Below are 23766 nucleotides of genomic sequence, written 5' to 3' on the forward strand. Positions count from 1 at the left end.
CGCCCAGGCCTATCAGGCTTCCTCCGTGAGGAAGCCGCGCAGGTCGATGATCTCGTAGCCGTCGGCCTGCGCCGCGTCGATGATCAGCGGGAGGGCGTCGGCGTCGAGGACGACGCCGTCGCCGGAACTGCCGACGTGCATCTGGATGATCGCGCCGGGGGTGAAGGCGTCGACGGCCCGCTTGACCGCCTTCTCCACGCTCATGCCGCCCCGGGGGCCGAGGTAGCCGTTGGTGTCGGCGGTGAACTCGATCGCCGCGTAGCCCAGGTCGTTGACGTCGGCGACGGACTGCCGGGTGGTGGAGCTGTAGGGGAAACGGAAGAACGGCAGGGGCTCGGCCCCGGACGCCTTCCGGATCGCCGCGTCGGCGCGGCGCACTTCGTCCGCGCGCTCCGCGGTGCTGAGTTCGCCGAAGTGGGGATGGCTGTAGGAGTGGTTGCCGAGGCCGTGCGCCGCGCCGATGGCGCGCACCGCCGCCGGGTGGGCGTCGGCGAAGTCGCCGGTCGGGAAGAAGGTGGCGGGCAGCCTGCGCCGCCGCAGTTCGGTCAGCACGGTGTCGATCCCGGCCTCGTCCCAGGCGGCGTTGAAGGTGAGCGCCACGACCCTGCGGGACGTCGGCAGCCGGCGGATCTCGTTGCCGAGCAGCGAGGCCGGCGGGCGAGGCCCCGCGTGAGCGCCGCTGCCGGCGGACGCCCGTGCCGTGCGCCGCGGGGCGGCGGCCGCGCCGGAGCAGGGTACGAGCCCCGCGGCCAGCAGCGCCGCCAAGGCGGTACGTCGTCCCACCACCACAACCACCACTCCCTCCGCCGGCGCCGCCGTCGCGGGCCCGTCTCGACTATGCGATGACGGCGCCCTGGCACCCGCAGCCGTGCCGGGCACCTGGGTGATCCCGGCCGATGAGGACGCGTACGACGACCACCGCGGCCGGGGGAGCGCAGCCGAGGAGGGAAGCCACCGGGGCGGACGGGCGACGACGGTTCAGGGACGCAGACGCAGGTGCGTCGTGAGGTGGTGCTGCAGGGGCTGCCCCACCGCGGCCATGTCGTGAACGACCGTCATCTCCCCGTCCCGGACGGTGTAGCGACGCCGCGTGCCGGTGACCTCCTTGGCCAGCGGGGTCAGCGCCACGTCCTTGGTCTCGATCTCGATCTCCGCACCGGACGCGTGACCGACGTACGTCTCGACGATGCCGGTGGGGTGGGCCAGCACGACCTCCAGGGAGGCCTCGGGCGTCACCCGCCACCACCCGGCCTCGCGCCCCGCCGGCCGCACCGGGGTCCCGGAGTCGTCGATCAGCCACGCGCGCGCCTCGTACCGCAGGAAGGGGCGCCCGTCGTGGCTGAAGGTGATCTCCTGCTCGTACCGGAAGTCCTTCTCCAACGTCGGGTACTCGCCTTGCCCCCGCCCGTGCCAGCGCCCCAGCAGCGGCAGCACGGGCCCCAGCAGGGGGTGCGGTTCGGGGCCCTCACCGAGGACGTGGCTGTCAGGGTAGGGATTCTCCTGCACCGACTCGAACATGTTCACCTTGCCTGTCTGCGGATACCCCGGGATCCGCAGCCTAGCGCGACCGGCTGCGGACCAGCGGCGGGGCGGGCCCGCCCCGCCCCCGAAGTCGGGGACGGGGCAGGCCCGGTACGGCGCGGCGCGCGCCGCGGGGTCACCGGGCCGGCAGGGCACCCGCGACCGAGGCCGGTACCGGCGCCAGACCGGCCGGCCGGGTGGTGAACGTGCCCCGGCCCTGGGTCCGGCCGCGCAGCCGGGACGCGTAGCCGAACAGCTCGGCCAGCGGCACGACCGCCGTGATCACCGCGGTCCCGCCCTCGGACGTGGACCCGGAGACCCGGCCGCGACGGGCCGCGAGATCACCCAGGACGCCCCCGACGCCGTCCTCCGGGACGGTCACGGTGACCTCCACGACCGGCTCCAGGAGCTCGACGGCGCACTGGCGCAGGGCCTCGCGCAGCGCGAACCGGCCCGCCGCCCGGAACGCCATCTCCGAGGAGTCCTTGGAGTGGGTCGCCCCGTCGGTGAGCGTGACCCGCAGCCCCGTCACCGGGAACCCGCCGAGCGGTCCCTCGGCGAGGGCGTCCCGGCAGCCGGCCTCGACGGCGCGCGCGTACTCCTGCGGCACGCGGCCGCCGACGACCGTCGAGCGGAACGCGAAGGACGCCTCCTCCACCGGTTCGACGTCGAGGACGACGTGCGCGAACTGGCCCGCGCCACCGTCCTGTTTGACGTGCCGGTAGACCAGGCCGCTCACCCCGCGCACGACGGTCTCCCGGTAGGAGACCTGCGGCCGGCCGACGACGACCTCCACCCCGTGGCCGCTGCGGATCTTCTCCACCGCGACCTCCAGATGCAGTTCGCCCATCCCCGACAGCACGGTCTGGCCGGTTTCCGCGTCGGACCGCACCACCAGCGAGGGGTCCTCCTCCGCGAGCCGCGCCAGCGCCGACGAGAGCCGGCCGGTGTCGACGCTGCGACGGGCCTCGACCGCCACCGACACCACCGGTTCGGCCACCGAGGGCGGTTCGAGGACCAGCGGCGCCCCCGGCGCGCACAGGGTCGTGCCCGCCCGGGCCGCCTTCAGCCCGACCACGGCGACGATGTCACCGGCCACCGCCTCCTCCCGTTCCTCGTGCCGGTCGGCCTGGACCCGCAGGATCCGGCCGACCCGCTCCGTACGGCCCGTGGCCGCGTCCAGTACCGTCGCGCCCTTGCGCAGGGTGCCCGCGTAGACCCGCAGGTAGGTGAGCCGCCCGGTCGCCGTCGCCGTCACCTTGAAGGCGAGGGCCGCGAACGGCTCCGCCGGATCGGGAGCGCGCTCCTGCTCCGCGCCGTCGGCCATGCCCCGTACGGGCGGCATGTCGGCGGGCGACGGCAGGTACGCCAGGACCGCGTCCAGCAACGGCTCGATCCCGCGGTTGCGGTACGCCGAGCCGCAGAGCACCACGACGCCGTCCCCGCGCAGGGTCAGCTCCCGCAGGGCGCGGGTCAGGCTCTCCTCGGCCAGCGCCGACGTCGCGCAGAACTCCTCCAGGGCGTCGGCGTGCAGCTCCGCCACCGTCTCCTCCAGGAGCGGCGCCGACGCTGCGCCTCTTCGCGCAGCGGTTCGGGGACCGGCCCCTCCTCGTAGGTGCCGGTGTCGGCGTGCCAGTGCAGCGCGCGCATGCCAGCAGGTCGACGACGCCGGTGAGCGGGTCCTGCCCCGATAGGGCAGCTGAACCACCAGGGGAACGGCGCCCAGCCGCTCGCGGATCGACGCGACCGCCGTGTCGAGGTCGGCGCCCGCCCGGTCCAGCTTGTTGACGAACGCGATCCGCGGCACACCGTGCCGGTCGGCCTGCCGCCACACCGTCTCGCTCTGCGGTTCGACGCCGGCGACGGCGTCGAACACCGCGACCGCCCCGTCCAGCACCCGCAGGGAGCGCTCGACCTCGTCGGAGAAGTCGACGTGACCCGGGGTGTCGATCAGATTGACGCGGTGACCGCCCCACGTGCAGCTCACGGCCGCGGCGAAGATGGTGATGCCGCGGTCGCGTTCCTGGGCGTCGAAGTCGGTGACGGTCGTGCCGTTGTGCACCTCGCCCCGCTTGTGGATGGCGCCGGTCGCGAACAGGATGCGCTCGGTGATCGTGGTCTTGCCGGCGTCGACGTGGGCGAGGATGCCCAGATTGCGGACGGCGGAGGGGGAAGTGGTCGTGAAGGGTCGCCGGTTGGCGCGCATGGCCCGAGGCCTTTCGAGTGAGGAGAGAAAAGGGCAGCGCGATTCCAGGACGGCAGCTTCGGTCCCGCGGGCAGCCGCGGCGACACCGTCGCCGCCCTGCCCGGAAGAGGTCCGGGCAGGGGGCTACGGGGAGCAGCGGGAAGCGGACGGAACCTAAAGGTGCGTCACGGGCATACGGAGACGGCCGCGCAGCCGGCACCGCGCGCTGCGAGACACCGGGATCACGTCGTACCGGGACAGCCGGGGAGCGAAGGCGGCGGTGCAGTACGTGCACTGGCGCGGCTCGCCTCTCTCACTCGGCATGAGGTGCGCGGTGCCCTGTCGGCAGCGCGCACGGCGAGTCTAGAGAAGCGGGTTGGCCGCCGTCACCGGATTTTCCGGGGCCGAGCCACGGGGCCGAGCCACGGGCTCGCGCCACCGCGAACCGTCGGCCGCCGCTCCCGTCACCGTCTGCGTCCAGCGTTCGCCCACGAACCCACCCCGACATGTACCCTGAGTGACGAACTGCTACGCAAAGTGATCGCCCTCGACGTTCGCGGGAGCCGCCATGTCCATGTTGCTGATCAGAGGGTCGTTCCGGGTGAACGGCGGTGCCAAGCCGGACGGCGACACCATCCCGTTCATCCCCGACGACGTGGAGGACTGGAAGCTCGTGCCGGGGCGCAGCCAGATCGTGCCCAAGGCGGACGGTCGTGCGAGCGTGCGCCTGGAGGGCATCGACGCGCTGGAGACCCACTACAGCAACGGCAGTTACGGACCGGTGCGGCACCAACCGCTGAAGTTCGCGCACAGGGCCGCCGACGCGATGCTGACCTGGCTCGGTTTCACCAGCATCGACCGGCACCCGGACGAGTGCGTCACCACCATGCCCGACAGCGTTCCCGGCTTCCTCCTCACCCGTGGCGCCGACGCCTACGGCCGCTGCGTGGCCCTGGTCGGCCGCCGCACCCCGCCCGCATACGGCGGCTACGAGATCGACGTCGACGAGGAGATGCTGAAGCGGACCGTCAACCACCACCTGGTCTCGATCGGGCTGGCCTACCCGGCCTTCTACACGGGTCTGCCCGCCCACCTGCGCGAAGTCCTCAAGGCCGCTGCCCTGGCGGCGCGGGGGGCCACACCTCCCAAGGGGCTGTGGTCCGACGACGTGACCGTCAAGGGTGCGAAGATCGAGGACATCTCCTCGATCACGGACGCGGACGGTGTGGTGATCCTACCCAAGCTGTTCCGCCGGCTGAAGGACTATCTGGACTCCGCCCCCGCGAACGCGTCACTGGACTGCTTCCCCGCCTTCCTGGCAGGGGCCGCGGACACGTTCCGCATCCTGCCGGACGGCGAGCTCATCACCGGCCTGCACAAGGTGGTCGAGATCACCAACAGCCGGACCCTGCGGATGACCCACCCAGCCGAGGACATCCTCTTCGACGAGAAGTGAAGATCGCCGCGGGGCCGAGCCGGCGCACGGCATGATGTGCCTGTGATCACCATTCATCTGAAGTACGAGATCGACCCCGACAGGCTCGAGGACTTCGAGGAGTACGGTCGGCTCTGGGTCAAGCTCGTCAACGGCTTCGGCGGGACCCATCACGGCTACTTCCTGCCGAGCGAGGGCGACAGCGACATCGCCTACGCCCTCTTCTCCTTCCCCAGCTTCGCCGCCTACGAGCAGTACCGCACGGACAGCATGTCCGATCCGGAATGCCAGGCCGCGTTCGAACTCGCCCGCCGCACCCGCTGCATCAAGCGATACGAGCGCCGCTTCCTCCGGCCGCTCGACACCAACCCCTAGGCAGGGCCGCCCCACCGCGGTCAGGGCCGATGCGTCGTCGGCAGTCGGAGCACCAGCCGGGCGCCCCGCGCGGAGTCCTCGGCCGTCAGCGTGCCGCCGTGGTGGGCGCTCAGGTCACGCGCGATGGCGAGGCCCAGCCCGGCTCCGCCGTGGTCACGGCTGCGCGAGTCGTCGAGGCGGGTGAAGCGCTCGAAGATCCGCTCCCGGTCGGCCGCGGGGACGCCGGGACCGTCGTCGACGACCTCCAGCACGGCGACCTGCGCCCGTGGACCGCTACCGCTACCGCTCCTGGTGCGCAGCGTGACGTCCACGCGCCGATCGGCGTAGCGCTGGGCGTTGTCGACGAGGTTGGTGACGACGCGGCCGAGCCACAGCGCGTTCGCGGTCACCTCCACACCCGGTTCGAGCCTCACCTCCACGGGGACCCGGTCGCCGAGGCGGCTGTCCACCACTTCGCGCACCAGGACGGTCAGGTCCAGCGGCTCGGCCCTCGCCGGCTGGGCCGCGTCGATGCGGGCGAGCAGCAGCAGGTCGGCGGCGAGGTGCTGAAGCCGTTCGATGTCCTCGAGGGCCCCGCCGATCAGCTCGGGCCACAGTTCGGGGTCCCGGACGGCCAGGGCGACCTCCAGCTGCGTGCGCAGGACGGTGATGGGGCTGCGCAGCTCGTGGAGGCGTCGGCGATGAACTGCCGCTGGCGGATGCCGGACGCCTCCAGCCGGTCCAGGGTGGCGTTCATGGTCTCGGCCAGGCGGGCGACCTCGTCGTGGGTGGCCGGCACCGGCACCCGGCGGTGCAGGTCGCGGTCGGAGATCGCGGCGACCTCGGCGCGGATCGCCTCCACCGGCCGCAGCGCGTGGCCGGTGACCCGCCAGGTCACCAGCGCGACGGTGGCCAGCAGCAGCCGGCATGCCGATGACGAGGGCGGCGGTGGTGGTGTCGTCGGCCGCGTCCACCTCCTGCAGCGAGGCACCGGCATAGACGGTGGCCAGGCCGTCCGGGGTGCTCGTGATGACCTGGACGACCCGCTGACGGTGCTCGCCGTCGAGCGGGCGGACGTTCCAGGTGTGGAAGCGGGTCCCCGGCCCGCCGGGGCCGGCCGGCGGAAGGGCCGGGCACTCCGGGCAGGTTCGGGCTGGCGAACAGGATGCGCCCGTCGGCGCTCACCACCTGGACGAACTCGACCCCGCGGGCCGGCAGACGGGCGCGTCCCAGCTTCCCGGTGGCGGCGAGCTGGGCCACGGTCTCGGCCTGCCGCCGGGCGTCGTTCTCCGCGTTGCGGAGCAGATTGGCCTCCAGCAGCCCGAGCAGGGCGAACGAGGCGACGGCGAGGGCCGCGGCCACCACCACGCTGGCGCCCACGGTGGCCCGCGCCCGCACGGTGGTGGGCCACATCCGGCGCAGCGCCGGCCACCGGTTCAGGGCCGCGCCGCCGAGCACGCCCAGGGCGGCGCCGACGCGGCGGTGGAGGCGGGTGCGCTCAGCCACCGTCGGCCGCCAGCCGGTACCCGGCGCCGCGTACGGTCTCCAGCGCGGCGCGGCCGAACGGTGCGTCGATCTTGCGGCGCACGGCGCTGACGTGGACCTCGACGACGTTGGGATCGCCGTCGAAGGCGCTGTCCCACACCTGCTCCAGGATGTCCCGCTTGGGCACCACCTCGCCGGAGCGCCGGGCCAGATACTCCAGGACCGCGAACTCCCGTGCCGTCAGCCGGATCTCCGTACCGCCCCGGGAGCAGGAGTGCCGGGCGGGGTCGAGCAGCAGGTCACCGAACTGCATCACCTGGGGGCGCCGACGGCCCGTACGCCGTCCGAGCGCGCGCAGCCGGGCGACCAGGACGAGGTAGGAGAACGGCTTGGACAGGAAGTCGTCGGCGCCGGTGTCCAGGGCCTCCGCCTCGTCGTACTCGCCGTCCTTCGCCGTGAGCATCAGGATCCCCGACTCGTTGCCGGCCGCGCGCAGCTTCGCGCAGACCCGGTAGCCGTTCAGGCCGGGCAGCATGATGTCGAGCACGATCAGGTCGTAGTCGTGCTCGGTGGCCATCCACAGGCCCTGGGGCCCGTCGAGGGCCACGTCCACCGAGAAGCCCTCCGACTGCAGCCCTCGCTGCAGGGCCACGGCCAGCCGCCGTTCGTCCTCCACCACCAGTACGCGCATGTCGAACAGGATCTCAGGACCGCTCCGCGGTCGGCTGAAGAGGTCTTCAGGTGGCTTCAGCGGGGCTTCAGGTTCCGGTCAGCATGCTCTGCAACGAGCCGGGTACAACGCCCGGTTGTCCTGAGGAGTGCCTGTATGTCTGATTCTGTCCCGCCGGCCGAGCAGCCCGAGTACGCCCCCGAGGCCGGAGCCCGCAAGCGCGCGGTCCTGGGCCGCCTGGTACCCCGCGGCAAGCGCGCCCGCTGGGTGGCGGCCGGCGCGGCCGTGGTGGTCGTGGGCGGCGGAGCGGTGGTGGTGGCCGTGGCGGACCATCACCACGACCACCACCAGCGTGCGGACCGGGGCCCGCACATCGTCTGGTCCGAGCCCGGCGGCAAGGGCGGGCTCAAGCGCGGTCCGCAGGCTGCCGAGCCGCCCCACGACCGCGAGGTGGAAGGCCGTCCCGGTCAGGTGGGCCCCAAGCTGCGCGAAAAGCTCGGCGGGCCTGCCGGACCCGCCGGGCCCGGCGGCCTCGGGGAACTGCGCAAGGCGGCGCCCGCGCCCCTTCCGTCCCTGGCCATCGGCGACGCCGCCGACAAGGCCGCCGCGGCGGTGACGGGCGGGAAGGTGGAGAGCCTGCGCGTGGTCGGGCAGGAAGGCGGCGGCAGCGCCTGGCTGGCCGTGGTCCTCGGACCGGACGGCGTCCGGCACGCGGTCACCGTGTCCGGCACGGACGGCACGGTCACCAGCAGCACCACCGTCGACCGGTAGCCGCGCCGCACCGCGAGGTGGCGCGCGCGCCAGGGCCGGGCCTACGGAGTCATGGCACGGCCCCCGATGCCCGGCGCCCCGGCGAGCTGCCCCCGCCACCACGCCTCCATCTCGCTGCCGTTCATGCCCGCCCAGGCCGGAGTCCGCTCGACCTGGGCGCGGCCCAGCCGGCGGGCCAGCGCGACCAGTTCCCGTCCGGCGGCGCCGCGGGTCTCCTCGTAGCCGCGCAGCAGCCCCTCGAAGTGACCCGGCGCGGCGCCACCCGTCGGCGAGGGCGGGGTGGCGTCCTGGAGGGCCTTCGCGGCGCCGCTCGTGTTGTGCGGGCGTACGACACTGGCCGCGTCTCCCGCCAGCAGCAGCCGGCCGGCGGCGGTGCGCGCGGCCTCCAGGTCGTAGATGGGCTGGACGAAGGTGTCCGCCGGGTCCGTCAGCGCGAGCGCCCGGCCCCAGTACGGCGGGAACTCCCGGTCGAGCAACGCGGCGAGGTGCCGCGCCAGCTCGGGCGTCAGACCGCCCGGCGGGAAGCTCGTGGGGTCGTCGAAGCGCAGCTGCCCGTCACGCGGCGGCGGGGCGTAGAGCACCCAGTTCACCCGGGGCCCGGTCGGCCCGGGGATCCGGTAGACGACGCAGGTGCCGCCCGGGAAGCAGACCGTGGTCACCGCCTCGGGCACCGAGTCCGCCGGGCCGCCGAGTTCCGCGAGGCGCGCCGCGTCGAGGTTCCCGCGCCAGCACACGTACCCCGCGTAGTGCGGCCGGGACTCCGGGCAGACCGCCGCGCGCACCACCGACCGGTACCCGTCGGCGCCGACGACCAGGTCGTACCGCTCGACGGAGCCGCCCGCGAGCCGCACCTCGGCGCCCGCGGTCCCGGTCCCTTCGACGCCGGTGACGGTCTCCCCCTGCCGGTAGACCACCGAGTCGGGCACGGACGCCCGGAGCCCGCGCCACAGCAGGCCCCAGTGGTAGGAGTGGAACGGGAACGGCTGCTCCCAGATCACCCGCCCGCCCGCGCTGCCGCCGGCACCACCGTTACCACCGGCTCCGCCGGCCCCGTCGGTGTCGTCCCGGACCACCCAGCGGCGCCGCCGGAGCGGGTGCGCGCGATCCCTCGGGCAGGCGCCCGCTCGCGCCGAGCTCCACGGCCCGTTCGTCGTGGATGCACAAGCCGACGCCCCGGTCCTCCAGCCGCCCGCGCGTGCGCTCCAGCACCACGACCTCACCGGCGCCCGCCCGCGCCGCCGCCGTGGCGATGGCGCAGCCCGCGATGCTCCCGCCGACCACCGCGACCGTTCCGCCCCGCATTGACCGCCTCCTGTCGAAACACCCTGCACGTGACCGACGTTCTGCGGCGGACAATGCTACTCATTCCGCCCCGGCGCCGGATCCGGACCCGGGGAAGCCGCCGGACCCGGCCGGGCCGGCGGGGTGGGCTGCGCGGAGCCCTGGAGGGCCAGCGCGGTGAGCACGACCAGCGAGTTCGTCCAGCCCAAGGGCGCCACCGCGGACGGATGACCGGCCCCGTTCACGGTTTCGGGGAGCTCGCCCAGGCCGTTGCGCTTGGACAGCACCCAGTCGAGCACCCTGCCCGCCTTCGCCTGCTCGCCCGTACCCGACCAGGCGAGGGCGAAGAAGGAGGTGCTGGCCGTCCAGGCGTACGACCCCCAGCTGAAATCGGGGTCGTTGCCGGGCGAGACGCCGCCGTTGGGCAGCAGCAGCGCCCGGTAGGTGGAGTCCAGCGCCTCGCCGAGACCGGGCGGCGCGGCGTTGAACGGAGGTGCCATGAACGCCACCGCGCTGTCCCGGCCGTGCTTGCCGTCGACGGTCCGCTGGTACCCCAGCGGCGCGAAGGCGGCGGCGATCCCGGCGGACAGCCGCCGCGCCGCGTCGGCCCAGCGCTCCGCGTCCCCGTCCATGCCCAGCCGGGCGGCCAGGTCGGCCGAGGCGTTGAGCCCGGCCAGCAGGGGAGCGGCGGTACCGATGTTCGTGGTCGTCGTGTCCAGCTCCCAGTAGTCCGGTGACGCCGGAGGCAGCCCGTCCGGCCCCAGGGAGCGCGCGGCGTGGTCGGCCGCCTTCCGCACCATCGGGTAGAGCTCGCGCAGCCGTTCGTCCCGCCCGTCGGGCGCTGCCGCCTGGTACCACTGCCAAGTGGCCCAGGGAACCCAGCCGTTGCCGTCCAGCTGCCACTTCCGCGCGTCGGGCGGTCCGCTGCCGTCCAGCTTCGTACGGGCCTCCCAGGTCCCGTCCGACCGCTGGGTACGGGCGTCGAAGCCCAGGATCCGGTACGCCTCCTCGTCGTGCCCGGTGGCGGCGAACGCGGCCGCGGCGAACGCGCCGTCCCGGGGCCAGGAGTACTCCCACGGCGGCGACCACCCCGCGGCGAACGCCCCGTTGGGCTTCAGCAGCGCACGCATCGACAGCAGGGAACGCTGCGCCGCGGCCCGCTGCGCGGCGGTGGCGCCCGGCACCCGGCCCGCGGCCAGCCAGGCGCGGCTCTCCTCGGCCTGCGCCAGGGCGCCCGGGTCGTCCGCCGCGACCACGACCGACGCCGAGGCCCCGTCGGGCAGGTACCGCCACCTGCCGGAGGGCAGGCGCAGCACGTTGCTCCCGTCGACGTAGGAGGCGCCCACGGCGAAGGAGGGCAGCACCGCCTCGGTACCGCCCACCCGGTTGGCCAGCAGGCCCGACGTACGGGCCGCGAGCGCGGAGGAGGGTACGTAGCAGGGTTCGGTCTCCCCGCAGCGCTCACTGCCGGTGGGATCGACGTGGAAGGCCAGCCGGGAGGCATCGGCGTGCCAGCCGCCCCAGTACGCCCGGTCGTAGTTCCAACTGGTCTGCGAACCGGGCACGGACCGGCGCGTGCCGTACCAGGCGACCGGCTTGTTCTCCGCGGTGGTCGCCTGGACGAACAGGTAGTACGTGGCGCCCGCGGTGACGGAGGCGCTGACCGGGAACTCGACCCAGCCGGCCCCGGCGCCGCCCAGGGCGGCGAGGTCCACGGTCTTCGAGGCGATCACCGAACCCGCGTCCGCGCGCACCCGGCGGATCTGGGCGGTCACGGTGCCCGTCGCCGCCCCGCTGCCCAGCCAGACGCTCACCCGGGAGAGCCGGGTGCCGTCCACCGTGAACGCCTGGGCCGCCGCGTTGTTGGTGGACTTCACGCTGAACAGCGCGGTCTCGTGGAGGACCTGACCCTCGTACAGCGCGGCGGCCGCGGCGTCCGGGAGCGCGGCGGGAACAGCGGCCAGAGTCAGGGAGATCAGGGCGGGCAGCAGGGTCCTCGCGAACGCCATTCGGATACAGGCCCTTCCATGAGACGGGCGCGCGGGGCGGGAGGTGCCGGGGCGCCGAAGCTGGACCCACCATGCAGGCATCCGGTCCTGAGGGCGGGGGAGTCGGGCCGTGTCCCACCGGATGGGGCCGCATCGACATCCGATCGTGTGAAAGAAGCAGCGGCGCCGACCGGGGGCGGGCGGGGGCGGCCGGGGGCGTGCGCGGGCGGACTGGGGCGCGCAGCGAAGCGGATGCGCTTGCTTTCGAAGATTTTCGGAGACCGGCCTGCACGATCGGGTTCGTTTTCCGATGGGGTGGTGATTGGGAGCGCCTGGAGCTCCGCGGCTGCTGGTCCGGGGGCAGGCATGCCGGTTACACCTAGTCCACTTGGAAGGTTTCGCGACGACGTGAATGTTGCCGAGATGGTCCCCCTCGCGCTGTTAGTCGCCACCGCGGTCCGTTTTCTCGAAATCCGTGTCCGTGACGTCCCCGCCGCCGCACCGGTGAGCGGCGGCGAACAGCTGTGGGGGAGCGTATGAGCGAGGGCGAATTCGATCCATCGGGGGACCAGGCGGTCTCCAGCGAGCTGGCCGGTGTGCTGCCGGTGGAGTTCACCGCTTTCCACTCCCAGCAGCACCGCGCCTACCTGCGCTATGCCCACCTGCAGCTCGGCAACCCCAAGGACGCCGAAGAGGTCGTCGACGACGTCTTCACCTTCCTGCTGAAGGTGTGGCGCCAGGCGCTCAAGGAGGCGAGCCTCCACGGCTTCGCGTGGGCGGTGCTGCGCGAGCACGTCGAGAGACGGCTGGCGGTCCTGGGCCGGCAGGTCGCGATGGTGGAGACCGCGTGGTTCGCCGCGCTGCGCCGTTCCTCCCGGGAACGGCTGGAGTTGCTGGAGTCGAAGCTCGGGCTGTACGCGGCCATCGCCGGCCTGACCGAGCGGCAGTACGACGTGGTGCTGCTCGCCTTCCTCCTGGGCAACGACTCCGACACGGTCGCCCGGATGATGGGGATCTCCCCCGCGACGGTCCGCTCGCACATCCGCGGCGCACGCCGAACCCTGTCCCGCAAGCTCGGGGTGGCCTGGATCCCCGGAGAGGAGAAGGACCAGTGAGCGACATGCCCTGCAACCGCGACATGCCGCTGTGTGAACTGGACGCGGCCCTGGAGGACGCGACGGTGCTCGCGGAGGAGTACGCCGGATACGACGAGGGCGCCGCCCGGCGCCGGATCGCCCGCCGGATCGTCGCCGACCGTGCCCGCTCGGCGCGGGGAACCACCTGCGGCCCAGGCGTACCGGCGCGGAGGCAGCCGGGCTGGTCCGCCGCCACCGCCACCGACGACCTGGTCCTGGACGCCGCCTGCCACGTACGGGCCGCCCGCGGCCTGGACGACCTCACCTGGTCCCTCGTGGAGAGCCGGTCCTTCGCCGAACTCGCCCTGGACGTCGACTCCTGGCCCCACGGCGTGGACTCGGCGCTGCTGTTCGGCTGCCTGCTCCACCTGGCCGACCGGATGGAGGGGGCGCAGTTCTGGTTCCAGTACGCGGCCGGCGCGGGCTCGCAGACCGCCGCGCGCTGCCTCTACCTCCAGCACCTCTCCCGTGCGGAGGTCGCGACCGCCCGCTACTGGATGCGCCAGGCCCAGACCCTGCCCCCCGACGATCACCTGCCGCCCCTGCCGCCGATCCCGGAACGCCTCGAAGAGGCCCTCGGGGCCTCGGTCATCTGGACGTCCCCGCCCATCACGACCCAGGACCTCACCGCCCTCACGGGCGGCCCGGGCGGGGCCGGGCGCCCACCGTTCCGACTCCCGACGCGACTGCGCCAAGCCCTGATGGCGCGGCCCCGCAAGGAACACCCCGACCTGGGGGAGGTCTTCACCCCCGGGCCGCAGGTCGCGGTCGCCGTCGCACAGAACGCACGGCTCAATCCCCTGCACCTGACGGACGAGGCGAAAGCGTGGGCCTTCGAAGCACTCAAGCAGCCCCACCTGACGCACGCCGCCCGCAAGTCCCCCGAAGGACGCCCGGCACCCGCCGCGCTGGAATCCGTCCACCAGGCACTGCGTGTCCTGGAGGTCATCAACCGCTACTCGGGCGGTGTGAACCTGACGCAGATCGCCCGCGAGACGGGGCTGCCGCAACTGGTCCTCGCCCGGGCCATGGAGCAGCTGATCCGTGCGAGCCTCGCCACCCCGATCGGACCGGACGCGTACGTCGCCGGCAACGCGCTCCTGCTGGCCGATTCGGCGAGCGGAGAGGGCCGCGGCACCTGCGCGAGACCCTCGCCTGGGTGAGGGACGCGGTCGGCGCCGCCGTCTACGTCGCCCGCTACACCGACGGCGAGGTCTCCATCACCCAGTACGCCGATGGACCGGCCACGCCCGTCGTCGACGAATGGGTCGACTTCCGGGCCGCCGCCCACGCCTCCGCGGTGGGCAAGGCCCTGCTGACCCAGCTCGACTACGACGACCGGGAGGACCATCTGGCCCGCCACCGGCTCACCCGCTTCACCACCCACACCCTGACCAGCCAGCAGGCCCTCTTCCACCAGCTCGACACCCGCCCGCCCAACGCACCGCTGCTGGACCTGCAGGAGTACGCGCTCGGGACGGTGTGCGCGGCCGTGCCGATCACCGCGGGCCCGAACCCGGAGTGCGTGGCCCTGTCCATCCCGGTCCCCGACCCCGGCCGGCCGAAGCAGGCCGCCCGGATCCTGCAGAGCGAGGCGGCCGCGGTCTTACTCGCTCTGATCGTCGCCGGCAGCACCCGGCCCACGGCACGCACGCCGGAGAACACCATCCTGTCCACCACCGCCTAGACCGGCCGGCAGCCACTCGGCTGGTGCGGGCTCGGGGAATGTCGGTGAGGGGCGGCCGGATGTCACAGGACATCCGGCCCCTTCTCCGTGCTCTCACAGCTCCGGCAGCACGTCTTCGTCACCCGGATAACGGCCGTGCTCCAGCCGGAAGATGTACGCCCGCAGGTCGTCCGCCAACTCACCGGCCAGGTATGCCTCGTAGTCCCGCAAGCCCTCGGCCGCCTCGCGCTCGTCCTCCTGCTCGCTCCCCTCCCACTCCACGAGCATGGTCGCGATGTACTCCTCGACCTCTCTTCTGGCGTGCCACCACTCCCGCACGGCAGCGGGCGTCCATTGCAGGTCGCCGTCACAGGCCCACGCGGCCGGCAGGTCCTCGGCTGCGGCCAGCGCGAGAGCGCGTACCTCATCGGGGGTCTTCGGCTGCCGGTACACGAACTCGCCGTATCCCTCGAGCCGGTCGCCGTAGAGCACGTGCCGGGGTGCGTACCCGCGCCCGGTCCAGCCGCTGTCCGCGCCGGCCGTGTAGAACGGCCCGGGCACGTTCAGCCGCGAACGGTACTGCCACTGCCCGTGGAAACTCCGCTCGGGCTCACCGTCCGGGAGCGCCGCCACTGGCTCCCATTCTTGCGTCCCAGTCATTTGGTCGTTGGAGGGGTGGCGCTCTGCCGAATCCATCTCCCGCCCTTCTCTGCTCCGTACACGCGGTTCCGCACCCTGCCGTGCGCAGTGGCCCGGCATCACCTGCGTCCGGCCCAGGGTAATCGCGCACCGCTGAGGGCAGGCGCTCGACCAGCTGGAGCTGGTCGCCGAGACCCTGCGGGCGCCCGTCCGCGTCCGCTGCGTTCCGGCGGGCCTGGTCGTTCGCGCGCCTGCTCGGGAGGGGGACGCGCAGGTGCGTGCCTCCGCCCGCCGTGGGATAACGGCCCCATGGGAGAGTCCCCCGCGGCCGAGGCCGCAGAGATCAAGATCAGCTTCGCGGGTGCGGAGGCCGGGGCGGCATTCGAGGCGCTGGCGCTCGACCGTGACGAGGCGCGCCATCGCGTCATCCACTTCTGGGACCGGCCGGAGAGGTCGGCCGGCGACGGCGTCGCACTGCCCCTGCTGGACCGGGGAATCATCCTGCGCCTGCGCCGGGACAACGAGGAGCTCGAAACCAAGCGTGATGCGGACATGACCGTGAAGCTGCGGCCGTGTCCCGCGCTGCCGACCCCTTGGCGGGAGAGCCGCGAGGGAGAGGACTGGGAGTTCAGGATCGAGGAGGACCGGACCGGCCCCGCGTTCGAGGCCATGCTGTCGGCCTCGCTGGAGGCGGAGGGGAAGTTCGGGTCGGCGCTGGAAGCCGAGGCCGGCTCACCCGACCGGATGCTCATCGAGCCGCAGCTGGAACTACTGGGCCTGCTGGAGCAACTGGAGCTGCTGGACCTGTCGGACGCCGGCGGGCCGGGCGAGGACCGCTTCGACGGCCTGACGGCGCTCGGTCCCGTGCACGCGGCCAAATGGAAGGAGGAGTGGGACGGGCTGCCCGGCACCGTGGCGATCGAGGAATGGACCACCGGCCAGGGCCTGCGTTTCCTGGAGGTCTCGGTGCGCACGGCCATCGCCGAGGCGGCCGAGGTCCAGGAGCGGCTCGGCCGTGCTCTCCGTGAGCGAGACATCAGCCCGCCGGCCTTCGGTGAGACCAAGACCCGGGCCGTGATGACCGCGCTCGCCCGCACCGTACGGCTCTGACGACCGGGGGCGGCGGAACGGCCTCCGCCCCTGGGTGATCCGTGTCGGGGGTACCTCCACGGCCGTCACCCTGACGGCCGTGGACGAGTGCACTGCCCGGGGCGCCCCCAGGCGTCCCAGGCCTCGGGGATCAGGGGGCGATCGGCAGCTGTCGCTTGTGCTCGGTGAGCCGGTAGCGGCGGACGATGGCCGCGAGGGCGGCCTCCTCGACCGGCTTCCCCTCCAGGAAGTCGTCGATGTCGTCGTAGGCGACGCCGAGCGCGTCCTCGTCGGGCAGGCCCGGCTTCAGGGTCTCCAGATCCGCGGTCGGGGTCTTGAGGACCAGCGTGGACGGCGCACCCAGAGCCTGCGACAAGGCCCGTACGCGCCGCTTGGTGAGGCCCGTGAGCGGCACCACGTCGGCCGCGCCGTCGCCGAACTTGGTGAAGAAGCCGGAGACCGCCTCGGCGGCGTGGTCGGTGCCCACCACCAGACCCTCGTGCGCGCCCGCCACCGCGTACTGGGCGATCATGCGCTGCCGGGCCTTGATGTTGCCGTGCACGAAGTCCTGGTGGTGCGCGTCGCGGAAGACCGTTCCGCCGGCCAGCGCCGCGTCCAGCGCGGCGTCACTCGCGGACTTCACGTCGACGGTCAGGATCCGGTCGGGCCGGATGAACTCCAGCGCCAGCTGCGCGTCCTTCTCGTCGGCCTGGGCGCCGTACGGGAGCCGCATCGCGAAGAACGTCGCGTCCTGCCCGGCGGCCCGCACCCGCTCGACCGCGAGCTGGCACAGCCGCCCCGCCGTGGTGGAGTCCACGCCACCGCTGATGCCCAGGACCAGCGAGCGCAGGCCCGTGGAGGTCAGCTGGGCGGTGAGGAAGGCCACCCGGCGCTCGATCTCCTGCTCCACGTCGAAGGACGCGCTCACCTGGAGATCCCGGGCGATCTCCTGCCGCAGGGATATGGCGGACGCCAGGTCGGTCACGGTTGCTCCTCGGTCGGCGCGGTGGGATCGGCACGTGCCGCGGGGCCAGGCCACGGGCGCGTACGGGGACGGAAGCACTCTAGAGGAAGCCTCCGAAGCCCTGCTCAGGGCGTGTGCGCGAAGCGGTTCCCGCCGGCCCGCCAGCCCGTCCGTCCGCCTGCCCGCCCGACCTCCCTGGTGATCGGGCGGGGGAGCGGCTGGCCCGTGCCGTCCTGCCCGCTGTCACCCTCCGGCGATGAGACCGGGCAGGTCACGCATGTCCTGGAAGACGATGGTGTCGGCGCCTTCGAGCCGCTCGCCCGGGGTCAGCCCGCCCGCATAGCCGAACGCCCGCATGCCGGCGGCGCGGGCGGCCTGGACGCCCGGCCGGCTGTCCTCGACCACCACGCACGCCGCGGGGTCGACACCCATCTGCCGTGCGGCGTGCAGGAAGAGGTCCGGGGCCGGCTTGCCGTGGGTTACCTCGGAGGCGCTGTAGATGCGGCCCGCGAAGTGTGCGTAGAGACCGGTGCGGCCGAGCGTGTGCCGCATCTTCTCGTGGGAGCCGCTGGAGGCGACGCAGGTCGGCAGGGTGATCGCGTCGAGCGCCTCGGGCAGTCCGTCGACGGCGGACAACCCGGTGTCCACGGCCTCACGGTGGTGCTGCTCGAGCCGCTCCCACCAGAGGTCGGCCGTCCCCTCGCCGAGCCGGGCGGCGATCTGCTCGCGTATGGAGGATCTGGAGCGCCCGATGAACCGTTCGACGATCTCGTCCTCGGTGAGCGGCCACCCCAACTCCGCTCCCAGGGCGACCTGGATGCGGAGCGCGATGCGTTCGCTGTCGACCAGCACACCGTCGCAGTCGAATATCACGAGTTCAATAGGCTTGATCATTCCGGCAGCATAGACACCGGTCCGGGTCCCGGTCCCGGTCCCGGTCCGTCCCGGTCTTCCACCTCGCCCGGGCGGGGTCCTGCGGCATCATGGCCCGGTGGCGAAATGGAACACGGAGTCGACTCCCGCGTCGGTCAGCAGCACGACAGGGTTGTCCCCGTATCAGGAAGAGTTGCGGGACCGGCTGCTCGCCGCCCCCGTGGTCCCGGCCCCTGCTGCCTGGCGACCGGTGTTCGATCCCTGTGTCCCTGTCGGGGGCCTTCTCGGCATCGGTTTCGCCTCGCACGCCGACACCGGCCACGACCTGGTGATGGTCGTCTCGCGTGACGGCCACGGCCTCTTCGACACGGTCACGGGGGAGAAGATCGTGCGCGACCGGGACCCCGACCCCGAGTACAGCACCCCGGACGCGACGCCCGGCCTCGTCTGCCCCGGTCTGGGTCCGGTATCGGGCAGTTGGGTGCACATTGCGGGGCTCTACGGTGGCGGCCTGCACCATACGACCGCCGACGGCTGGACGTTGGAAGTCGTCAGCCCTGCCTGGCCGAATGACCGCGTACTGCTCTCCACCGATGGCGGACTGCCTCACTCCGGCCCGCACGGCGAGCGGTGGTGGCACATCTTCCACTCCTCCTACTCGGAACTGCGGGCAGTCGGCTTCTCCCCGTCGGGGCGGACGCTCGCGGTCGCCACGAGCAGTGACCTCACCCTGTGGACGCGCACCGGCTGAAACATCGCGCGTGTTCTCGTCGGAGGCCGGCTCGGTCGCCGCACCCGTCACTCGGCGAAGGCGGCCAGACGACGCCGGAGTTCCTCGTTCGAGACGTCCTCCATGTGGGTCAGGAAGACCCAGATGTGGCCCGAAGGGTCCTTGAGGATGACGGTGCGGTCGCCGTGGAACATGTCCGTCGGCGGCTGGAGGATCTCGGCGCCGGCGGCCTCCGCGCGCTTCGCCAGGCCGTCGACGTCCGGCACGAAGACGTGCAGCGTCACCGACGTGCCGCCGAGGGCAGCCGGCGCGGCGAAGGAGGCGGCCTCCGCCTCGTCCACGCCGGCGTCTCCCAGCATCAGGGCCGACCGTCCGATGCTGATCTCGGCGTGCAGGACGCCGCCTCCCGGGGCGTCGAGCCTGAACTCCTCACGGGCGCCGAAGGCCCGCTGGTAGAAGTCGATCGCCGCGGCTGCGTCGTCGACCATGATGTGAGGGACCACGGCGTAGCGGTAGCGGTCGGGGATCTCGACGGGGACGGTGTGCTCGGTCATGGCGAACCTCTTCGTAAAGTGCCGCCGGTGGGCTCCTGCGGCTCTGCAACGAAGCTAGGACCTCAGGTTTGGTTGAGGTCAAGGTGCAGACGTCGGCCCGGCCGGTGCCGCGCCGGGGCCGACGTGCCGAGAAGCGGCGCGCGGTAGCTGTCGCGCCGCAGTTCGCAGAAGCGTGAGACCCCACACCCCTCTACTTATCGGTAATTTGAGGTGGATCCAGAAGGGCAGAGGGAAGGAGCAGGGCGCATGGCAGACCACGACTTGACCGGCTTCACGAAGAGCACGTTCACCCACGACGGAGCCACCCGCCGGCTACTGCGCCGGGGCACCGGCCCCGCAGTGATCATCATGGCGGAGATCCCCGGCATCACCCCCAAGGTCCTCGGATTCGCCGAACGCGTGGCGGCGTCCGGCTGCACGGCCGTGCTGCCCGTGCTCTTCGGCGAGCCCGGCCGTGACACGGATCCCGCCGCCGTCGGCTGGCCGAGCGTCGGCCGCTCCCTGGCCTCGTCGCTGTGGCAGGTCTGCGTGAGCAGGGAGTTCACGCTGCTGGCCACGGGACGGAGCTCACGCGTCGTACGGTGGCTGCGCGCCCTGGCCGCCGCCGAACACGAGCGCTGCGGCGGCCCCGGAGTCGGCGCCGTGGGCATGTGCCTGACCGGCGGATTCGCCCTGGCCATGGCCACGGACGAACGCCTCGTCGCCGCCCGTGCTGTCCCCCCCCCCCAGCCGTCGCTTCCGCTGGCCTGTACCCGAAGCCGCGCGGGAGCCATCGACATCAGCCCCGGGGAACTCGCGGTCGTCCGCCGGCGCTGCGAGCGCGACGGGCTCCAGGTCCTGGGGCTGCGCTTCCGGGGCGACCGGCTCGTACCCGGCGACCGGTTCGCGTACCTGCGGCGCGAACTCGGCGATGCGTTCGTCGCTGTCGAGCTGGACGCCGAGGCCGCGAACCCGGCGAGCGCCCTCGCTCCGCACTCCGTCCTGACGGAGCACCTCATCGACGAACCCGGACAGCCCACGCGGCAGGCGCTCGACACGGTCCTCGACCTGTTCCGCATCCGGCTCCTCGGGGAGCAGCCGTCCCGGACCGCGTGACGCGACCAGCGGCGCGGCGCCCTCGGGCGACCGCGCGGACCGGTCCGGTCCGAAACCGGATCCGAGCGGCTCCGCCAACGGCCCGATCCGGTCCCACCCCGCATCAGGGATCCCCGACCGGGCGGCTGGAGCCGGCAGGCCGTCCGGTCGTCCGGTCGTCCGGTCGTCATGGAGGGTTGCGTTGCGCCTGTTGCGTAGCGAAGTCGTCAGCTGCGTGCCACAACGGCAGCCACAGCCGCGAAGGTCAGGCGCTGGAAACGGACGACATCGGCGTGTGAAAGGCTGATCCGCATGACCAGCGAAGCCGATGAACCAGCCGTCGAAACCCTGTCCCTGCGAGACGGCCTCGGAGGCGGACAGCAACGCGGTACGTGCTCACCGTGAGGCGGACGTCCGTGTCGCGAGCATCGAGACGGCTTACGTCGATGCCTACAGTGATATCGCCTGGCCACGGGAAGTGGCGCCCGCGTACGAGCAGGTGTTGTCAATGGCCTCCAACGAGGTGGCCGAGGGCGTCCGCTCTGCGAAAGGTGACCCTGGCATGGGGATCGACATCGATGTCCGCGACGACACGCAATTCGACGTGCTTCTGGCCAAGGCGGCTCCCTACACGATCTGGCGCCGAGGCGTGGCGACGGGGAAGTCGAGGAGAGTCTTTCAGCGCCAGCGACACGGGCACAGCCCTGTGGATCGCTGTCACATCAGAGCAAGAGGTTCAGCCTGGGCGTCACGGCTCGATGCGCTGGGTGTCCCGCAAGCGGCGTTCACGACTCAACCTCGCAGGCGGCGACGTCTGTTCGCTCTGTGGTCACGGCACCGGAAGTCGCGCGTAGCCGCCGAGGATGAGCGAACCTGGTGATGCAGTCCAGCCTGGCAGCGGGTGGCGAGCTTGTCGAACCGTGTGGCGACGGCCCGGAACTGTTTGAGGCGGTTTCGAAGCAGCGTTCCACGACGTTTCGGTGCTCGGCCCGTGTGCAACCGGCTTCCCAGGGGGCGGAGCGTTCGTAGGCGGTCTGCCACGGTCCGTACCGCTTGGGCGCAGTGAGGATCCTGCTGCTGCGGAGCACCGGTCCGCAGCCGCCACAGCACCCTGTTGATCAATCATCAGACACGGCCTAGCCGGTCGCGCTGGGCCGGGGACAGGCGGAGCTGCGCCGCGGCGAGGTTCTCTTCGAGGTGTTCCAGCCGCGCCGTGCCCGGGATCGGGAGGATGACCGGCGAGTGGTCGAGCAGCCACGCGAGCGAGACCTTCGCGCCGGGGTGGCGGACAGCCCGGCCGCCACGGCGGCGATCTCGACCGCGTCGCGCCGGACACCGGCTCCGGCGACGGGCCGCCACGGCAGGAACGCGATCCCCGCCGCCTCGCAGGCCTTGAGCACCGGCTCGTGTGCGCGGTCGACCAGGCTGTACCGGTTCTGCACGCTCGCCACCTCGATGATCTCGCGTGCCTGGCCGAGCTCGGCGACGGTCACCTCCGACAGGCCGATCCGGCCGACCTTGCCCTGGACCTGGAGCTCCCGCAACGCGCCGAGCTGGTCGGCGAGCGGTACCTCGGGATCGATGCGGTGCAGCTGGAGCAACTCGATCCGCTCCACGCGCAGCCGGCGGAGGCCCTGCTCGACCTGATCGCGCAGTTCGTCCGGCCGGCCGTCGAGATGCCCCTCGCCGGGCGCCGATCGGCGACGCCGACCTTGGTGGGTGATGAGCAGCCCCTCCGCGTAGGGGTGCAGGGCCTCGGCGAGGAAGCTCCTCGTTGGCTCCCCAGCCGTACAGGTGGGCCGTGTCGATCAGCGTGATGCCCAGCTCGACGACCCTCCGCGCCAGCGCGAGGGAGGCCTCACGGGCAGGGCCGGGCCCGGTCGGCAGGCGCATCGCTCCGAACCCGAGCCTGCCCACCTCCAGGTCCCCGCCGATCCGAAACGTGCTCCATGACATGTGACATCTCCCCTCGATCAAGAGGCAACGCCAACAGTGTGGTTGGCTGCCACCTCGGTGATTCCTCCTCCGGATCCGCGGCGCGGACGCGGCCCCTCAGCCCCCTCAGCCCCCTTCGGCTCCTCAGCGAATCAGCTCCGTTCCCGAGTGATCACCGCGTCGATCTCCACCTCGACGAGCCAGTCGGGGTCGATGAAACGGGAGACCTCCACGAACGTGCACGCGGGCCGGATGGAGCTGAACCGCTCGCCGTGCGCGCGTGCGGCCTCCTTCCACTGCGTCACGTCCGTGAGCATGATGCGGGTCCGTACGACGTCCTCGATCGATGCCCCGGCGTCCTGCAGTGCCTTCTCGGCGATGTCCAGGCACCGCACCGTCTGGGCGTGGACGTCGCCGGGGCCGACGGTCGAGCCGTCGTCCCCGATGGGAGCCGTCCCCGCAACGGCGACGTGGTCTCCTGCCCGCACCGCGCGTGAGAAGCCGATCTGCGGCTCCAGCGGTGACCCGGAACCGACGGTCTGACGCATGCTCTTCTTCATCTCTTCATAGTGTCAGAACGGCAACTGACGGTGAGTCGCGCCTTTGAGCCGCCGGCTCGCGCAGCACCGCGCCTGCCGGACCCCGGCCGGCGGGCGCGTTGCGTTGGCCCGCGGCGCACCGAGTGGCAATCTGGGACATATCGCCACACTCCACACATCCGCCGACTCTCTGCTGGGCCGTCCGGGTGAGTCGGCGGTCGGCCCGGCCCTGCACGAGAGCAAGGAAGCGCATGCCGCACACGGATCTCTCCGCAGTCGAAGCGGACGTCAGGACCTGGTTCGACCAGTACGTGGCCACCTTCATCGGCCTGGCTGCCGCCGGGCGTACCGACCCGGCGCCGCTGCTCGACTACTTCGATGCGCCGATCACCATGACCACGGACGCCGCCCATGTCCCGGTGCTCGCCTCCGATCGCCGCGCTCGCCGCGGGACCTCGCCGAGCGAGCAGACCCGGCGGGACGCCGGCTGGACGGAGGCAGCACGGCGCTCGATCCCGAAGTGCGCGCCCTGAACGAGCGGTCCGCGCTCATCGAGGTGACCTGGGCGCGACATGACAGCGGCGGCAGCGAGTTCCAGCGCGTACGCGTGCTGTACCTCGCGGCCAGAACGGTCGCCGGGTGGCGGACCACCGCCTCGGCGATCCTCTCCCCCTGAGTGGGGGCCCGGGTGCGCCCCCTCGCGTATGTGGGTCCGCGCCGCAGCGGTGCCCTGCGGGCGCATCGTTGCGCACCCGAGGGGGACCTCCGCTCGCAGTGTCACTCAGGTGGCCTGGGCGATGGCCGGTCTGGCGACGCATGGTGGAGACCTGAAGCGCCTTCCTCGGCCGTGCAGCCCGCACCTGCCTGCAGCCGGAGA

The 23766-nt window shown here is 72.6% G+C and carries 24 protein-coding genes and 3 pseudogenes; 10 read left to right on the forward strand and 17 right to left on the reverse strand.

Annotation, left to right across the window (positions count from 1 at the left end; all coding sequences use genetic code 11):
* Positions 1-12: 12 nt before the first annotated feature.
* The 3 genes from OG534_RS36405 to fusA form a co-directional block, all read right to left on the reverse strand.
* The gene (locus OG534_RS36405; protein WP_326593292.1) at positions 13-783 is read right to left on the reverse strand and encodes a polysaccharide deacetylase family protein; all 771 of its coding nucleotides are present in this window, start codon (positions 781-783) and stop codon (positions 13-15) included.
* A 195-nt stretch (positions 784-978) separates the two neighbouring features.
* Positions 979-1518 carry an FABP family protein gene (locus OG534_RS36410; RefSeq protein ID WP_326593293.1) on the reverse strand — a complete coding sequence of 180 codons (540 nt, stop codon included), beginning with the start codon at positions 1516-1518 and terminating at the stop codon, positions 979-981.
* A gap of 139 nt (positions 1519-1657) precedes the next feature.
* Positions 1658-3727 (reverse strand): elongation factor G, encoded by a 2070-nt coding sequence (gene fusA, locus OG534_RS36415; RefSeq protein WP_326593294.1) that lies wholly within the window; start codon positions 3725-3727, stop codon positions 1658-1660.
* A gap of 547 nt (positions 3728-4274) precedes the next feature.
* On the opposite strand from fusA, the gene OG534_RS36420 reads away from it, so the two are divergent.
* Together OG534_RS36420 and OG534_RS36425 are read left to right on the forward strand one after the other, a co-directional pair.
* Entirely contained in the window at positions 4275-5162 is an 888-nt protein-coding gene (locus OG534_RS36420; RefSeq protein WP_326586158.1) for a nuclease, read from the forward strand.
* A gap of 42 nt (positions 5163-5204) precedes the next feature.
* A complete protein-coding gene (locus tag OG534_RS36425; RefSeq protein ID WP_326593295.1) occupies positions 5205-5516 on the forward strand; it encodes an NIPSNAP family protein in 312 nt (103 codons plus the stop codon).
* Between the two features lie 20 nt (positions 5517-5536).
* Here the strand turns inward: OG534_RS36425 and OG534_RS36430 are convergent, their stop codons facing one another.
* Genes OG534_RS36430 through OG534_RS36445 form a run of 4 tightly spaced genes read right to left on the reverse strand, consistent with a single transcriptional unit; the run spans position 5537 to position 7671 of the window.
* Entirely contained in the window at positions 5537-6178 is a 642-nt protein-coding gene (locus OG534_RS36430) for a sensor histidine kinase (protein WP_326594014.1), read from the reverse strand.
* Positions 6097-6393, reverse strand: a complete 297-nt coding sequence (locus tag OG534_RS36435) for a HAMP domain-containing protein (protein ID WP_326594015.1) — start codon at positions 6391-6393, stop codon at positions 6097-6099. The genes OG534_RS36430 and OG534_RS36435 overlap by 82 nt, the downstream gene beginning before the upstream one ends.
* On the reverse strand, positions 6390-7001 hold the full coding sequence (locus OG534_RS36440) for a hypothetical protein (RefSeq protein ID WP_326594058.1): 612 nt from the start codon (positions 6999-7001) through the stop codon (positions 6390-6392). Before OG534_RS36440 ends, OG534_RS36435 begins: the two co-directional genes overlap by 4 nt.
* The gene (locus OG534_RS36445; protein ID WP_326586156.1) at positions 6994-7671 is read right to left on the reverse strand and encodes a response regulator transcription factor; all 678 of its coding nucleotides are present in this window, start codon (positions 7669-7671) and stop codon (positions 6994-6996) included. The genes OG534_RS36440 and OG534_RS36445 overlap by 8 nt, the downstream gene beginning before the upstream one ends.
* A 135-nt stretch (positions 7672-7806) precedes the next feature.
* Between OG534_RS36445 and OG534_RS36450 the strand changes: the two genes are divergently transcribed.
* Positions 7807-8421, forward strand: a complete 615-nt coding sequence (locus OG534_RS36450) for a hypothetical protein (RefSeq protein WP_326593296.1) — start codon at positions 7807-7809, stop codon at positions 8419-8421.
* Between the two features lie 41 nt (positions 8422-8462).
* Here the strand turns inward: OG534_RS36450 and OG534_RS36455 are convergent, their stop codons facing one another.
* Genes OG534_RS36455 through OG534_RS36465 form a run of 3 tightly spaced genes read right to left on the reverse strand, consistent with a single transcriptional unit; the run spans position 8463 to position 11711 of the window.
* A complete protein-coding gene (locus OG534_RS36455; RefSeq protein ID WP_326593297.1) occupies positions 8463-9494 on the reverse strand; it encodes a monooxygenase in 1032 nt (343 codons plus the stop codon).
* The gene (locus OG534_RS36460; RefSeq protein WP_326586152.1) at positions 9451-9723 is read right to left on the reverse strand and encodes a hypothetical protein; all 273 of its coding nucleotides are present in this window, start codon (positions 9721-9723) and stop codon (positions 9451-9453) included. The genes OG534_RS36455 and OG534_RS36460 overlap by 44 nt, the downstream gene beginning before the upstream one ends.
* Before the next feature lie 56 nt (positions 9724-9779).
* A complete protein-coding gene (locus OG534_RS36465; protein ID WP_326586151.1) occupies positions 9780-11711 on the reverse strand; it encodes a hypothetical protein in 1932 nt (643 codons plus the stop codon).
* Between the two features lie 515 nt (positions 11712-12226).
* Here OG534_RS36465 and OG534_RS36470 point away from each other — a divergent pair.
* A complete protein-coding gene (locus OG534_RS36470) occupies positions 12227-12805 on the forward strand; it encodes an RNA polymerase sigma factor (RefSeq protein WP_326586150.1) in 579 nt (192 codons plus the stop codon).
* A gap of 878 nt (positions 12806-13683) precedes the next feature.
* Positions 13684-14513, forward strand: a pseudogene (locus OG534_RS36475) (IclR family transcriptional regulator domain-containing protein).
* Positions 14514-14606: 93 nt separating this feature from the next.
* Here the strand turns inward: OG534_RS36475 and OG534_RS36480 are convergent.
* Positions 14607-15152, reverse strand: a complete 546-nt coding sequence (locus OG534_RS36480; RefSeq protein ID WP_326593298.1) for a hypothetical protein — start codon at positions 15150-15152, stop codon at positions 14607-14609.
* A gap of 288 nt (positions 15153-15440) precedes the next feature.
* On the opposite strand from OG534_RS36480, the gene OG534_RS36485 reads away from it, so the two are divergent.
* Positions 15441-16241, forward strand: a complete 801-nt coding sequence (locus OG534_RS36485; RefSeq protein ID WP_326586148.1) for a hypothetical protein — start codon at positions 15441-15443, stop codon at positions 16239-16241.
* A 130-nt stretch (positions 16242-16371) separates the two neighbouring features.
* Here the strand turns inward: OG534_RS36485 and nadE are convergent, their stop codons facing one another.
* Positions 16372-17205, reverse strand: a complete 834-nt coding sequence (nadE, locus tag OG534_RS36490; RefSeq protein WP_326593299.1) for an ammonia-dependent NAD(+) synthetase — start codon at positions 17203-17205, stop codon at positions 16372-16374.
* Between the two features lie 222 nt (positions 17206-17427).
* Positions 17428-18078 carry an HAD family hydrolase gene (locus OG534_RS36495; protein ID WP_326586147.1) on the reverse strand — a complete coding sequence of 217 codons (651 nt, stop codon included), beginning with the start codon at positions 18076-18078 and terminating at the stop codon, positions 17428-17430.
* A gap of 97 nt (positions 18079-18175) precedes the next feature.
* On the opposite strand from OG534_RS36495, the gene OG534_RS36500 reads away from it, so the two are divergent.
* Positions 18176-18808 (forward strand): hypothetical protein, encoded by a 633-nt coding sequence (locus OG534_RS36500; protein WP_326593300.1) that lies wholly within the window; start codon positions 18176-18178, stop codon positions 18806-18808.
* A 47-nt stretch (positions 18809-18855) separates the two neighbouring features.
* Here the strand turns inward: OG534_RS36500 and OG534_RS36505 are convergent, their stop codons facing one another.
* Positions 18856-19341: a VOC family protein gene (locus tag OG534_RS36505; RefSeq protein WP_326593301.1), complete on the reverse strand. Its 486-nt coding sequence runs from the start codon at positions 19339-19341 to the stop codon at positions 18856-18858.
* Between the two features lie 246 nt (positions 19342-19587).
* Here OG534_RS36505 and OG534_RS36510 point away from each other — a divergent pair, with 246 nt between their 5' ends.
* Positions 19588-20436 carry a dienelactone hydrolase family protein gene (locus OG534_RS36510; RefSeq protein WP_326593302.1) on the forward strand — a complete coding sequence of 283 codons (849 nt, stop codon included), beginning with the start codon at positions 19588-19590 and terminating at the stop codon, positions 20434-20436.
* A 771-nt stretch (positions 20437-21207) separates the two neighbouring features.
* Here OG534_RS36510 and OG534_RS38815 read toward each other — a convergent pair.
* The 3 genes and pseudogenes from OG534_RS38815 to OG534_RS36525 form a co-directional block, all read right to left on the reverse strand.
* A pseudogene (locus OG534_RS38815) lies at positions 21208-21395 on the reverse strand (hypothetical protein); the annotation flags it as partial.
* Positions 21396-21540: 145 nt separating this feature from the next.
* Positions 21541-22371, reverse strand: a pseudogene (locus tag OG534_RS36520) (aldo/keto reductase).
* Positions 22372-22502: 131 nt separating this feature from the next.
* Positions 22503-22910: a RidA family protein gene (locus tag OG534_RS36525; RefSeq protein WP_326586141.1), complete on the reverse strand. Its 408-nt coding sequence runs from the start codon at positions 22908-22910 to the stop codon at positions 22503-22505.
* A 230-nt stretch (positions 22911-23140) separates the two neighbouring features.
* Here OG534_RS36525 and OG534_RS36530 point away from each other — a divergent pair, with 230 nt between their 5' ends.
* Both OG534_RS36530 and OG534_RS36535 read left to right on the forward strand, forming a co-directional pair.
* Complete coding sequence (locus tag OG534_RS36530) at positions 23141-23422, forward strand: DUF6841 family protein (protein ID WP_326593303.1); 282 nt, start codon at positions 23141-23143, stop codon at positions 23420-23422.
* Positions 23410-23565, forward strand: coding sequence for a DUF6841 family protein (locus OG534_RS36535; protein ID WP_326593304.1), 156 nt, complete (start codon positions 23410-23412; stop codon positions 23563-23565). Before OG534_RS36530 ends, OG534_RS36535 begins: the two co-directional genes overlap by 13 nt.
* The last annotated feature ends 201 nt before the right edge of the window (positions 23566-23766 follow it).

It is taken from the genome of Streptomyces sp. NBC_01294, from assembly GCF_035917235.1.
GTDB classification, from domain to species: Bacteria; Actinomycetota; Actinomycetes; order Streptomycetales; family Streptomycetaceae; genus Streptomyces; species Streptomyces caledonius.